Here is a 15110-nt window from a genome sequence, read left to right as displayed (position 1 = left end):
CGGACACTCCTTTCGATCACGTCTATCAGGGCCTCACCCTAGGGACGTGGTTCCGGCATGACAACGCCTCGACTCACCTTGACAGCTTGGTGAAAGTGCGGAGTACGTAACCGTGGAGCGCCGCCGTGCCGGGGCCGTCGCGGTGGCATCTTCATGCCAGCACAGGCCGCTCACCTGCCTTGTCTCGCGGCGATACGCGTGCTTAACCTGTCCGCGTCGCGTTCACAGGAAGATCCTATTCACCGGGTCAGGAGAAATCGATGAATCCCTTCGACGACGAGACGAGCCGGTTCAAGGTGCTGGTCAACGACGAAGGACAACATTCCCTGTGGCCTTCGTTCGCCGAGGTCCCCGCGGGCTGGGAAATCCGGCTCGACGATTCGTCCAGGGACACCTGCGTCGCCTACATCGAAAGCAACTGGACCGACATGCGGCCGGCCGGCCTGAAGGCCGCGATGGACGGAAATCGCGGCTGACACCGTATTCGAATAACCGTTGCCCACGAGTACTCGAAAGGCTGCCTGATGTACCCGGTGTCGTACGCACAGCGGCGGTTGTGGTTCCTGGACCGGCTGGAGGGCGGCACCTTCTACAACGTGCCGCTGCACACGAGGATCCGCGGGCCGCTGGACGTCGCCGCGCTCACCCGTGCCCTGCGGGACGTGGTGGAGCGCCACGAGACGCTGCGCACCCTCGTCAGGGAGAGCGGCGGGGAGCCCGTCCAGCACGTGCTGGCCCCTGACGAGGCCGCCGGGCTGCTCGTCGTCGAGCATGTGCGCCCGGCCCCGGGCGAGGACCCCGACGAGCTCGCCGTCCGCGCGGCCGGGCACCGTTTCGACCTGGCGGGCGAGCCGCCGATCCGGGCGACGGTGATCGAGGAGGCCCCCGACCGGTACCTGCTGGTCGTCGTGCTGCACCACATCGCGGCCGACGGCTGGTCGATGCGGCCCCTGGCCCGGGACCTGTCGCGGGCGTACCGGGCCCGTGTCCGCGGGCACGCGCCGGACTTCGAGCCTCTGCCGGTGCAGTACGCCGACTACACCCTCTGGCAGCACGAGGTGCTCGGCACCGACGACGCCCCCACCGAGGAGACGGCCCGCCTGCTGGAGTTCTGGCGCGCCGCCCTGGACGGCATGCCGCACCAGCTCACCCTGCCCCTGGACCGGCCGCGCCCCGCGGTGCCGAGCCACCGGGGCGCCGCCGTCGAGCTGCCCCTGGACGAGGCCGCCCACACCGCGCTCGCCCGCCTCGCCCGTGAGCACGACGTCACCGTGTTCATGATCTTCCAGGCGGCGCTGGCCGTCGTGCTGCACCGCCTCGGCGCGGGCACCGACGTCCCCCTCGGCACCGTCGTCGCCGGGCGCGGCGACGATCAGCTCGACGACCTCGTCGGATTCTTCGTCAACACGGTCGTGCTGCGCACCGACCTCTCCGGCGACCCGGCCTTCACCGACCTGCTCCAGCGGGTGCGCCACGCCGACCTCGCGGCCTTCGACCACCTCGACCTGCCGTTCGACCGCCTCGTCGAGGACCTTCAGCCCGCACGCACCCTCACCCACCACCCTCTGATCCAGGTGGTGGTGGTCGCCGAGGACGCCGACGAGACCCCGCTGTTCCAGGCGGACGGCCTCACGTGCGAGGCGGTCCCGCCTCCCACGACGACGGCCAGGTTCGACCTGTCCTTCCAGCTCGGCCGCCGCGTCGGGGGCGCCGAGCTGACCGTCGGGTACGCCACCGACCTGTTCGACCGCGCGACCGCCGCCGCGCTCGGCCGGCGGCTGATCTCCGTGCTCCGCCAGGTCGCCGCCGACCCGGGGGTCCGCGTCGGCCGCCTCGACATCCTCGACGACGACGAGCGGGACACCATCGTCGGGCGGTGGGGGCGCGGCGGCGAGGTCACCCCCGCCACCCTGCCGGAGCTGTTCGCCCGCCAGGTGCGCCGCGACCCCGGCGCGCCCGCCGTCGAGGACGGCCCGGTGCGGTGGACGTACGCGGAGCTGGACGCGCGGTCCGGCCGGCTGGCGGCGTTCCTCGCGTCGGCGGGGGTGGGGCCCGACCGGTGTGTGGCCGTGTCGATGCGCAGGTCCGCCGACCTGGCGACGGCGCTGCTCGCCGTGAGCAAGGCGGGCGGCGTGTACGTGCCGGTCGACCCCGGCCTGCCTCTCGCACGCAAGCGGACGATTTTGGAGCAGTCCGCGCCGGTCCTGGCCCTCGTGGACGAGCACGGCCGGTTCGGCGACGCCCCCGGCGTCCGGGAGGTGCGGGTCGCCGAGGTGGACCTCGACGCCTTCGCGGGCGCGCGGGCCCCGGTGGGCCCTGAGCTCGGCAACGGGTCGTACGTCATCTCCACCTCCGGCTCCACCGGCACGCCGAAGGGCGTGATGCTGACCCACACCGGGCTCGCCAGGCTGGTGGCGCAGTTCGCGAAGTACGGCGTGCGGCCGGGGAGCCGTGTGCTCCAGGTGGCCTCCATCAGCTTCGACGGCTCGGTGTGGGAAATGGTCATGGCCCTGCTCACGGGCGGCACCCTGGTCGTCGGCGACCCCGACGCGCTGCTCGACGGCCGTTCGCCGGGGCACGTGACCCACGTCACGCTGACGCCGTCGCTGCTCATGGCCCTCGGCGACGGGGTGCTCCCGCCCGGCATGACGATCATCACGGCCAGCGAGGCGTTCAGCGAGCACCTGCTGGAGCGGTGGTCCGGCGGCTACCGGCTCGTCAACTCCTACGGCCCCACCGAGACCACCGTCTGCGCCACCGGGGGCCCGCTGGAAGCGGGCTCTGCGGTGACCATCGGCCGTCCGGTGTCAGGGACGGACGTGTACGTGCTGGACGAACACCTGCAGCCGGTACCCGCCGGGGTCGCGGGCGAGCTGTACGCGGCGGGCCCCGGCCTCGCGCGCGGCTACCTCGGCCAGGCCGGCACCACCGCGCAGCGGTTCGTCGCGTGCCCGTTCGGCGCGCCGGGCGAGCGCATGTACCGCACCGGGGACCTCGCCCGCTGGCGCGCCGACGGGACCGTGGAGTTCCTCGGGCGCGGCGACGACCAGGTGAAGATCCGCGGCTTCCGCATCGAGCTCGGCGAGGTGGAGACCGCCCTGTCGGCGGTGGCCGGGGTCGCGCGCTGCGCGGTCGTGGTGCGCGAGGACCGGCCGGGTGACAAGCGCCTGGCCGGCTACCTGGTGCCCGAGCCGGGGACCCGGCTGGACCTCACCGCGGTCAAAGCGCGGCTCGCCGCGACGCTCCCGGGCTACATGGTGCCGGCGCTCGTGGCCGTGGACCACCTGCCGGTCACCGTCAACGGCAAGCTCGACCGGGCGGCGCTCCCGGCGCCCGCGGCCGAGACGGGCGAGCAGGGACGAGCCCCGCGTACCGTGCGCGAGGAACTGCTGTGCGACATCTTCGCCGAGGTGCTCGGCGTGCCGTCGGTGGGGCTGGACGACGACTTCTTCGAGCTCGGCGGGCACTCGCTGCTGGCGGTCCGCGTCGTCAACCGGGTGCGGGCCGTGCTCGGCGTGCCGCTGCCGGTGCGTGCGGTGTTCGACGCCCCGTCGGTGGACGGCCTGCGGCACCTGCTGGAGGAACGGGACGCCGGCGCCGCGCGGCCGGCGCTCACCGCCCGCCCGCGCCCGGAGGCGCTCCCGGTGTCGTACGCGCAGCGCCGCCTGTGGTTCCTGGACCGGCTGGAGGGCGGCACCCTCTACAACGTGCCGCTGCGCACCCGCGTCCGCGGGCCGCTGGACGTCACGGCGCTCACCGAGGCCCTGCGCGACGTGCTGGACCGCCACGAGGCCCTGCGCACCGTGTACCGCGAGGTGGGCGGCGAGCCGTTCCAGCACGTGCTGGACCCCGGCGAGGCCGCCCGCCGGCTGGTCGTGGAGCACGTCCGGCCCGGTGAGGACGCGGGCGACGTGGCCGGCCGTGCCGCCCGGCACCGCTTCGACCTGGCCGCCGAGCTGCCCGTCCGCATGACGGTCGTCGAGGAGGGCCCGTCCGAGCACCTGCTGGTCCTCGTGCTGCACCACATCGCGGCCGACGGCTGGTCCATGCGTCCCCTGACGCGCGACCTCGCCGAGGCGTACCGGGCCCGCACGACCGGCACCGCCCCCGGCTGGGAGCCCCTGCCGGTGCAGTACGCCGACTACGCCCTGTGGCAGCACGACCTGCTCGGCTCCGGCGACGCCACGGAGACGGACCGCCGGCTCGGCTACTGGCGCGCCGCCCTGGAAGGCATGCCCCACCAGATCGCCCTGCCCCTGGACCGGCCCCGCCCGCCGGTGGCCGGGCACGACGGCGCCATCGTCACCCTCGACCTGGACGCCGCCGTCCACGCCGCGCTGCGCCGCACGGCACGCGAGCACGACGTCACCGTCTTCATGGTGCTGCAGGCGGCCGTGGCCGTCGTGCTGCACGGCCTCGGCGCCGGGACCGACATCCCCCTCGGCACCATGGTGGCGGGGCGCGGCGACCAGGCGCTGGAGGATCTGGTCGGCTTCTTCGTCAACACGGTCGTGCTGCGCACCGACCTCTCCGGCGACCCCGCCTTCACCGATCTCCTGCACCGCGTACGCCACACCGACCTCGCGGCGTTCGACCACCAGGACCTCCCCTTCGACCGCCTCGTCGAGGAGCTCCAGCCCGCACGCACCCTCACCCACCACCCCCTCGTCCAGGTCACCGTCGGCATGGCGAACGGTGTGGACGCGGGACTCGCGCTCCCGGGTCTGGACTGCGCGGACGAGACCGCGGACCCCGGCGCGGCGCAGTTCGACCTGGACTTCACGTTCGGCGAGCGGCACGCCGCCGACGGGACGTGCGCCGGGCTGACCCTGTGGCTCGGGTACGCCACCGGCGTCTTCGACGCCGCCACCGTCCGGCGGATCGGCGAGTGCCTGATCCACGTCCTCGGCCAGGCCCTGGCCGACACGGGCACCCCGATCAGCCGGATCGGCGTCCTGACCGGCGCCGAGCGGACGCGGATGCTGGCCATGGGCGAGAGCGCCGCGCCGGCGCGGCCGGCCCGCTCGCTGGTCGAGGCGTTCGAGGAGCAGGCCCGCCGCGCCCCCGGCGCGGTGGCGGTGACCGGCGGGGAGGAGGAGCTGACGTACGAGGAGCTCGCCGCGCGGTCCGACCAGGCCGCCGCCGCGCTCATCGAGGCGGGTGTCGCCGCCGAGACCCCGGTGCCGATCCTCATGGAGCGCTCGGCGGACCTGATCGCCGCGTTCATCGGCGTGCTGAAGGCGGGCGCCGCCTACCTGCCGCTGGACGCCGCGCATCCCGTCACGCGCCTGCGCGGCATCGTGAGCCGGTCGAAGAGCCCGGTGATGCTGGTCGACGAGACGTTCCGCGACCACGAGCTGACCGAGGGCCGGCGGGTCCTGCTCATGCCTCCGCCCACCCCCGCGGCCCCCGCCGTGCGGGCACCGCACCCCGGGCAGCTCGCGTACGTGATGTTCACCTCCGGCTCCACGGGCGAGCCGAAGGGCATCGCCGTCACCCACCAGAACGTGGTGGACCTCGCCCGCGACCCGTCGTGGCAGGTGGGGCCGGGCGACCGTGTGCTGTTCCACGCCTCCCACGCGTTCGACGCGTCCACGTACGAGATCTGGGCGCCGCTGCTGACCGGCGGCACCGTGGTCGTCGCGCCGCCGGGCAAGCTCGACGCGAACACGCTCGGCACGCTCATCCGCGACCACGCGGTCACCCGCGTCAGCATGACCGCCGGCCTGTTCCGCGTCGTCGCCGAGGACCTCACCGACGTCCTCGCCTCGGTGGCCGAGGTCACCACCGGCGGGGACGTCATCTCGCCGCGCGCGGTGGCCCGGGTCATCGAGCGCTGCCCCCGCACGATCGTGCGCACGACGTACGGCCCGACGGAGATGACGCTGTGCGTCACCCAGACGCCGTACGTGCACGGTGACCGCGTCGGCGACACCGTGCCCCTCGGCGCCCCCCTGGACGGCACCCGGCTGTACGTCCTGGACGGCCACCTGCGGCCGGTGCCGCCCGGGGTGCCGGGCGAGCTGTACCTGGCGGGCGCGGGCCTCGCGCGCGGCTACCTCGGACGGCCCGGCACCACGGCGCACCGCTTCGTCGCCTGCCCCTTCGGCGCGCCGGGCGAGCGCATGTACCGCACCGGGGACCTGGTGAAGTGGCGCGCCGACGGGAGCCTGGAGTTCCTCGGCCGCTCCGACGACCAGGTGAAGATCCGCGGCTTCCGTGTCGAGCCCGCCGAGATCGAGAACGCCCTGGCGGCGGTGCCCGGTGTGCACCGGTGCGCGGTGGTCGTGCGCGAGGACCGGCCGGGCGACAAACGCCTCGCCGGCTACGTGGTGCCCGGCCCCGGCCTGGACCTCACCGCCGTGCGGGCCCGCCTCGCCGCGACGCTCCCGGGGTACATGGTCCCCGCGCTCGTGGCCGTGGACCACCTGCCGGTCACCGTCAACGGCAAGCTGGACCGGGCGGCGCTCCCCGCGCCGGAGTACGAGACGGGCGGGCGCGAGCCGCGGACCGAGCGGGAGAAACTGCTCTGCGAGATCTTCGCCGAGGTGCTCGGCCTGCCGTCGGTCGGCGCGGACGACTCCTTCTTCGACCTCGGCGGGCACTCCCTGCTCGCCACCGGCATGATCGCGCGCGTCCAGGCGCGGCTCGGCGTGCGCCCGGCGCTGCGCGACGTGTTCGAGACGCCGACCCCGGCGCTGCTCGCGGAACGCCTCGGCCCGGCCGGCGCCACCGGCCCGGGGCTGCGGCCCGTACCGCGCCCCGAGCACATCCCCGCCTCCCCCGCCCAGCGCCGGTTGTGGCTCGTCGAGCGGCTCGCGCAGAACGGCGTCGCGTACAACCTGCCGCTGGTGTTCCGGCGGCGGGGCCCCCTCGACGTCGAGGCGCTGCGGGCGGCGGTCCAGGACGTCGTGGAGCGGCACGAGGCGCTGCGCACCATGTTCGCCGAGCACGACGGCGAGCTGGTGCAGCGGATCGTGGACGCGGCGGCGGCGCGGCCGTCGTTCCTGGCCGGCGAGTGCGCCGAGGACGAGCTGGCCGGGCGGGTGGCCGCCGCGACGCGCCGGCCGTTCGACCTGGCCGCCGGGCCGCTGCTGCGGGCCGAGGTGTGGCGCCTCGGGCCGGACGACCACGTGGTGGCGCTGGTCCTGCATCACATCGTCACCGACGAGTGGTCGGACCGTCCCCTGCTGGCCGACCTGACCACCGCGTACACCGCGCGGGCCGCCGGGCGGGCACCGGACTGGGCGCCGCTGCCGGTGCAGTACGCCGACTACACGCTGTGGCAGCGGCGGCTGCTCGGCGACCCCGCGGCGCCGGACAGCCTGAGCGCCCGCCGCCTCGCGTACTGGAGGGACGCGCTCGACGGCCTGCCCGACGAGATCCCGCTGCCCTTCGACCACCCGCGGCCCGCCGAACGCACCGGCCGCGGCGGCGTGGCGCGGGCCGAGGTGCCGCCGCCGGTGGTGCGTGCCCTGCGCGCCCTCGCGGCCGAGCACGGCGTCAGCATGTTCATGCTGGCGCAGGCCGCGACGGCCGCGCTGCTGCACCGTATGGGCGCGGGCACCGACATCCCCCTCGGCGTGCCGGTCACCGGCCGCGGCGACGCCGCGCTGGACGACCTCGTCGGCTTCTTCGTCAACACCGTGGTGCTGCGCACGGACCTGTCCGGCGACCCGGCGTTCACCGACCTGCTCGCCCGCGTGCGGCAGGCCGACCTCGCGGCGTTCGACCACCAGGACCTGCCGTTCGAGCAGGTCGTCGAAGCCCTCCAGCCGGCCCGCGCGGCGGGCCGCAACCCGCTGTTCCAGGTCGCGCTCAGCTACCGGCACCAGGAGGAACGCCCCGAGGGTGTGCTCGGCCTGCCCGCCGAGTGGCTGCCGGTGGCGGACGAGGCCGCCCAGTTCGACCTCGACTTCATGTTCGTGGAGCACGTGGGGGAGGACCGCCTCACCGTGCTCGTGGGCCACGCCGAGGACGTCCTGACCAGTGCCAGCGCCACGCGCATGGCCGAGCGCATGACCGGCCTGCTCCTGCAGGTGGCCGCGCGCCCGGAGACGCCCGCCGGCCGGCTGCGGGTGCTGCTGGAGGACGAGCGGCAGGCGTCCCTCACCACGTGGAACGACTCGGCCCACCCCCTCGACGCGCGCACGGTGCCGGAGGTGTTCGCCGACGTGGCACGCTCGCGCCCCGAGGCGACCGCACTGGTCACCGAGCGGTACTCGCTCACCTTCGCCGAGCTGTCCGCGCAGGTGAACGGGATCGCGCGGCTGCTGCGGCCGTACGGCACGACGGGCGAGACGGTGGTCGGTCTCGCCCTGCCCCGCGCGTCGATGGTGCAGGCCGTCCTCGGCACGCTGACCGCCGGCATGGTGTACCTGCCCATCGACACCAACCTCCCCGCCGACCGCCTGGCCTCGATGCTCACCGAGACCGCCCCCGCCTGTGTCCTCACCACCTCGGCACTGGCGGCGACCCTTCCGGACACCCCGCGCGTCCCCCTGGTCCACGTGGACGACCTGACCGCCGTCGCCACCCCCTCCGTGTTCTCCCCAGTCCCCCTCCCCCCGCAGGCGGCGGCCTACATCATCTACACCTCAGGCTCCACCGGCGTCCCGAAGGGGGTCGTTGGTACCCACGGCGGCCTGCGCAACCTGCTCGCCGCGCAACGCCGCGACCTGATCGACCCCGCCGCCGGGCGGAACGGCTCGCGCCGCCTGCGCGCCGTGCACACGGTCTCGTTCAGCTTCGACGGCTCCTGGGAGCAGATCCTCTGGCTCCTCGCCGGTCACGAACTCCACGTGGTGGACGACACCACCCGCGCCGACCCCGCCTGCCTGCTGGCCTACATGCGCGACGCCCACATCGACTTCATCGACACCACCCCCACCTTCCTCCGCGAACTGATGGCCCACGGCTTCCTCGACGAGGGCACCTACCGCCCCGCCGTACTCGGCGTGGGCTCCGAGCCGACCCCCGCTCCGTTGTGGGAACACCTGCGCACCCTGACCGGCACCGCCGTCCACGACCTCTACGGCCCCACCGAGTGCACCGTGGAGTCCTACGGCTGGCACCACGACCACCGCGGCTCATGGTCCGCCCCCCTGGCCAACACCCAGGCCCACATCCTCGACACCACCCTCCAGCCCGTCCCCGTCGGCGTCCCCGGCGAGCTCTACCTGTCCGGCGAGGGCCTGACCCGCGGCTACCTGAACCGCCCCGCCCTGACCGCGGAACGCTTCGTGGCGAATCCCTACGGCCCCCCCGGCACCCGCATGTACCGCACCGGCGACCTGGCCCGCCGCACCCCCGGCGGCACGCTCCACCTGATGGGCCGAGCCGACGACCAGGTGAAACTCCGCGGCTTCCGCATCGAACCAGGCGAGATCGCAACCGCCCTGACCACCCACCCCGGCATCACGCAGGCAGCCGTGACAGTCCGTGAAGACGTCCCCGGCCTCCGCCGCCTGGTGGCCTACACGGTCCCGGACGCGGCCGGGTCGTCCCCGACGGCGGCGGAACTGCGCGCCTTCCTCGCCCGTGTGCTCCCGGAGTACATGGTGCCCGCCGCCTACGTCACCCTCCCGGCGATCCCCCGCAACGACAGCGGCAAGCTCGACCGTGCGGCGCTGCCCGCGCCGGTGTACGAGACAAGCGGCAGGGCCCCGCGGTCGCTGCGCGAGGAGTTGTTGTGCGACATCTTCGCCGAGGTGCTGGGGGTGCCGTCGGCAGGGGTCGAGGACGACTTCTTCGCCCTGGGCGGCCACTCCCTGCTGGCCGTCCGCGTCATCAACAAGATCCACTCCGTGCTGGGCGCCGGCCTCCCGGTCCGCGCGATCTTCGACGCCCCCACACCGGAACGCCTGCACCGCCTGCTGGAAGACCACGACCCGGCGAGCACCCCACCGCTGACCGCACGGCAACGCCCCCACCGCGTCCCCCTCTCCCATGCCCAGAAGCGCCTGTGGTTCCTCGACCGCCTGGAAGGCGGCACGCAGTACAACATCGCCCTCCACACCCGCGTCCGCGGCCACCTCGACACCCACGCCCTGACCCGGGCCCTCCACGACCTCCTCCACCGCCACGAATCCCTCCGCACCCTGATCCGCGAGGAAGCCGGCGAGCCCTCCCAGCACGTCCTGACCCCGGAGGAAGCCGCCGACCTCCTGGTCGTCGACCACATCACGCCACGAGAAGACCCCATGGCCCTGGCCACCAAGGCGGCGAACCACCGCTTCGACCTGGCGGAAGACCTCCCCTTGCGCGTCACCCTCATCGACGAGGCCCCGGACCGGCGACTCCTGGTGCTGACCCTGCACCACATCGCCGCCGACGGCTGGTCCATGCGCCCCCTGGCCGACGACCTCTCCAAGGCGTACCAGGCCCGCGCGGACGGACACGCGCCGGACTTCGAGCCGCTGCCGGTGCAGTACGCCGACTACACCCTGTGGCAGCACGAACTCCTGGCCCCGGACGAGATGACCCGCCGCCTGGACTTCTGGCGCACCGCCCTGGACGGCATGCCCCACCAGCTCCCGCTCCCGATGGACCGCCCACGCCCGGCCACCCCCAGCCACCGAGGCGGCACCGCGCGCCTGTCCCTGGACGCCGCCACCCACGCCGCCCTGCGCCGCACCGCGCGCGAGCACGACGTCACCGTCTTCATGGTCCTGCAGGCGGCCCTGGCCGTGGCCCTGCACCGCATGGGCTCCGGCACCGACATCCCCTTGGGCACCGTCGTGGCGGGACGCACCGACCACGCCCTGGAGAACCTCGTCGGGTTCTTCGTCAACACCGTGGTACTGAGGACGGACCTCTCCGGCGACCCCACCTTCACCGATCTGCTCACCCGCGTCCGGAACGCCGACCTCGCCGCGTTCGACCACGACCTCCCCTTCGACCGCCTCGTGGAGGCACTCCAGCCCGCACGCACCCGCACCCACCACCCCCTGGTGCAGGTCGTCCTGCTCCTCGGCGACCAGGACGAGGAAACGGCCCCGCTGCGGGCCGACGGCCTGGACACCACCCCGGTGGCCGCCCCCGTCGCCGGCACCAAGTTCGACCTCGCGTTCGCGTTCGCCGAGCGGTTCACCGCGGACGGCGCACCCGGCGGCATGGCGGGCAGCGTGAACTTCGCCACCGACCTGTTCGACCCGTCCACGGTGGAGGCGCTGGCGGGCAGGCTCGCGAGCGTGCTTCGCGCGGTGGTCGCCGACCCCGGCCTGCGCGCCGGGGACATCGAGATCGTCTCCACGGACGAGCGACGGCGGCTGACCGAGGAGTGGAACGCCACCGGCCGCGAGGTGCCGGGCACCACGCTCCCCGCGCTGTTCGAGGCACAGGCCGCCCGCACACCCGACGCCCCCGCCGTGGGCCACCTGTCGTACGCCGAGGTCGACCGGCGCGCGAACCGGCTGGCCCGCCTGCTGGTGGCGCGGGGCGCGGCCCCCGAGCGACGGGTCGCGGTGCGGCTCCCCCGGTCACCCGAGCTCGTCGTCACCCTCCTCGCGGTGGCCAAGTCAGGCGCCGCCTACGTGCCGGTGGACCCGGAGTACCCCCCGGCCCGCGTCGCCCGCGTCCTCGGTGACGCCGACCTGGTCGTCGACGAGAACTGGCTCGCGGAAGCCGAGACCATTGGCGACACCGGCGACGACCTCCCCCGGGTGGACCCGTCCTGGCCCGCGTACGTCATCTACACCTCGGGCTCGACGGGCCGCCCGAAGGGCGTGGTGGTCGAGCACCGCTCACTGGGGGCGTACCTGGCGCGGGCCCGCGAGGTGTACCCGGACGCCGCCGGGGTCTCGCTCGTGCACTCGTCGTTCGCGTTCGACCTCACGGTGACCGCCCTGTGGTCCCCACTGGTGTCCGGCGGCCACGTCGTGGTCGGCGACCTGGACGAGACCGTGACCGGGGTGTCGTTCATGAAGGTCACCCCCTCCCACCTCACCCTCCTGACGGCCCTGCCCGAGCACGCCTCCCCGACCGGCACGCTGATCGTGGGCGGCGAGGCGCTGCGCGGCCAGGCGCTCGCCGAGTGGCGCGCGGCCCACCCGGGCGTCCGGGTGGTCAACGCCTACGGCCCCACCGAGGCCACGGTCAACTGCACCGAGTACCGCATGGAGCCGGGCACCCCGACGCCCTCCGGCGCCGTGCCGATCGGCCGCCCGTTCTGGAACACCCGCGTGTACGTGCTCGACGAGCGGCTACGGCCGGTCCCGGCCGGCGCGCCGGGCGAGCTGTACGTGTCCGGCGTGGTGCTGGCCCGCGGCTACCTGCACCAGCCGGCGCTGACGGCGGCACGTTTCGTCGCCTGCCCGTTCGGCGGCCCCGGGGAGCGGATGTACCGCACCGGCGACGTGGTGCGGTGGCGCGGGGACGGGAACCTGGAGTTCGTCGGCCGCTCCGACGACCAGGTGAAGATCCGGGGCCACCGGATCGAGCCCGGCGAGGTCGAGGCCGTGGTGTCGGCGCTGCCCGGGGTGAGCCGCTGCGCCGTGGTGGTCCGCGAGGACCGGCCGGGCGACAGGCGCCTCGTCGCCTACCTGGTCCCCCACCCCGGCACCCGTCCGGACCTCGGCGCCGTCACGTCCCACCTCACCAGGACGCTCCCCGGCTACATGGTGCCGGCGCTGGTGGCCCTCGACCGCCTGCCGCTCACCGTGAACGGCAAGCTCGACCGGGCGGCGCTGCCCGCGCCGGTCCACGAGCCCGCCTGCGGGAGCGACGGCCCCCGGACCGCGAGCGAGCAGCTCCTCTGCGACATCTTCGCCGAGGTGCTCGGCCTGCCCGCCGTCGGCCTGGACGACTCGTTCTTCGACCTCGGCGGCCACTCGCTGCTCGCGGTACGGCTGGCCGGCCGGGTCCGTGAGGTCTTCGGCTCCGGCATCGGGGTCCGCGAGGTGTTCGACGCCGCGACCGTGCGGGAGCTGACCCCGGTCGTCGCGGCCGGCGGGGTCGCGAGCATCGCCCCGTCCATCCCCTACCGCACGGCGGGCGACCGCGTGCCGATCTTCCTGGTGCCCCCGGTGAACGGCCTCGGCTGGGGCTACTCGGCGCTGCCGAGCCGGCTCCCGGCCGGGCACCCGGTGCACGCGTTGCAGGACCCGCGTCTCGTGGACGGCCGGGTGGTCCCGATGAGCGTGCCCGCGCTGGCCGCGGCGTTCCTGCGCCGGGTGCGGGAGATCCGGCCGTCCGGGCCGTACGTCCTCGCGGGCTGGTCGTTCGGCGGGACCGTCGCCCAGCAGATGGCCGTGGACCTCGAAACCATGGGCGAGGACGTGCCGCTGACCGTGCTGTTCGACTCCTACCACGGCCCGCACGACGCGACGAGCCCGGCGGCCGGCGACCACGAGCTGAGGGTCATGGCGTTCGACGGCGCCGTGGCCGACCCGGACGCCGATCCCGGCACGTTGCGGCGGCTGCTGCGGGAGGCCGGGAGCCCGCTCGGCGCGCTCGGCGAGGAGGAGATCGGGAACCTCGTGCGCGTCGCCCGCGAGAACCACCGGGCGATGACGGAACACACCCCGGTCCCGGCCCGCGGCCGAGGCCTCTTCTTCGACACGGCCCCCGACTGCCCCGGTGCCGTCCCCGCGTCGGCCGCCTGGAAGGACCTGTTCCACGGGGGCTTCGACGCCCACGCCACCACGTCCAGCCACATCGACATCATCAAGGGAGAGGCCCTGGACACGATCGGCCCGCTGATCGGGCACGAGATCGCTCGCGCCGAGACCGGCACCCGCGCACCGGGAGCCCCGGCGGCACAGGGAGGCGCGCCGTGACCGCCGCCCCAGGGGAGCTGCGCAGGTCGGAGCTGCACTCCAGCCTCGCCGACCCCGTCATGGACACGATGAACTTCCTCAACGAGATCACGATGCGGTACCCCGAGGCGATCTCCTTCGCCCCGGGCCGGCCGTACGACGGGTTCTTCGACACCACGCAGGTCTTCGACCACCTGCACCGCTACCTCGGTCACCTGGCCGAGCGGGGCCTGTCGCCCGATCAGGTGAGGGAGTCCGTCTTCCAGTACGGCCCGGCCGCCGGCCGGATCCGCGACCTGATCGCCGGCTCGCTGCTGGCGGACGAGGGCATCGACGTGCCGCCGGAGTCCGTCGTGGTGACGGTCGGGTGCCAGGAGGCGATGTTCCTCGCGCTGCGTGCGCTGGTCTCCGGCCGCGACGACGTCGTGCTGACCACGAGCCCGTGCTACGTGGGCATCACCGGCGCGGCGAGGCTGCTGGACATCGAGCTGGTCCCGGTCAGGGAACGGGGTTCCGGGCTGTTCCCCGCGGACCTGGAGAACGCCGTCGCGCGGGAGCGGGCCCTCGGGCGGCGCCCGAAGGCCGTCTACGTGATGCCGGACCACTCCAACCCCTCCGGCGTCTCCATGCCGCTCGACGTGCGGCGCGACCTGCTGGACCTCGCGGGACGGCAGGACCTGCTGATCCTGGAGGACAGCCCGTACCGCCTCGCGGGCACCGCCAGGCGGCTGCCCACGCTGAAGTCCCTCGACCGGGACCGCCGGGTGGTCCACCTCGGTTCCTACTCCAAGACCCTGTTCCCCGGCGCCCGGGTCGGCTTCGCGGTGGCCGACCAGACGGTCGTGGACCCCGCGGGCGGCCGTGGCCTGCTCGCGGACGAGCTCGCCAAGATCAAGAGCATGATCACGGTGAACACGCCGTCACTCAGCCAGGCCGTCGTGGCGGGGGCGCTGCTCGCGTGCGACGGGCGGCTGTCGGAGTTCAACCGCGACACGTCCGCCTACTACCAGGACTCCATGCGGTTCACCCTGAAGTGCCTGGAACGGCGGTTCCCCGCCTCGCACCGGGCCACCGCGGGCGTGCGCTGGAACGCCCCCGCCGGAGGCTTCTTCATCTTCCTGCGCGTGCCCTTCCACGCCGACAACGCCGCACTGAAGCGCTCCGCGCAGGACTTCGGAGTCATCTGGACGCCGATGTCGTACTTCTACCCGCGCGGTGAAGGCGGCCACGGCATCAGGCTCTCGACCAGCTACCTGACCCACGAGGACATCGAAGAGGGCGTCTCGCGGCTGGGCGAGTTCATCGAATCCCCCATGGCGCCCGGCGAACCCGGCGCCTGACCAACACGAAAGG

General features: G+C 74.1%; 3 protein-coding genes. All 3 read left to right on the top strand.

Features of this window, described 5'->3' with window-relative positions; translation table 11 throughout:
• The first annotated feature begins 260 nt into the window (after positions 1 to 260).
• Genes ABGB17_RS21820 through ABGB17_RS21810 form a run of 3 tightly spaced genes read left to right on the top strand, consistent with a single transcriptional unit; the run spans position 261 to position 15097 of the window.
• Entirely contained in the window at positions 261 to 476 is a 216-nt protein-coding gene (locus tag ABGB17_RS21820) for an MbtH family protein (protein ID WP_347632374.1), read from the top strand.
• A gap of 57 nt (positions 477 to 533) precedes the next feature.
• Positions 534 to 13778 (top strand): amino acid adenylation domain-containing protein, encoded by a 13245-nt coding sequence (locus tag ABGB17_RS21815; protein WP_347632372.1) that lies wholly within the window; start codon positions 534 to 536, stop codon positions 13776 to 13778.
• Positions 13775 to 15097: a PLP-dependent aminotransferase family protein gene (locus tag ABGB17_RS21810; RefSeq protein ID WP_347632370.1), complete on the top strand. Its 1323-nt coding sequence runs from the start codon at positions 13775 to 13777 to the stop codon at positions 15095 to 15097. Before ABGB17_RS21815 ends, ABGB17_RS21810 begins: the two co-directional genes overlap by 4 nt.
• Positions 15098 to 15110: the final 13 nt, after the last annotated feature.

It is taken from the genome of Sphaerisporangium sp. B11E5 (assembly GCF_039871875.1).
Taxonomy (GTDB): domain Bacteria; phylum Actinomycetota; class Actinomycetes; order Streptosporangiales; family Streptosporangiaceae; genus Sphaerisporangium.
The sequence above is the reverse complement of the archived record's forward strand: the minus strand, read 5'-3'. Positions and strand labels throughout refer to the sequence as shown.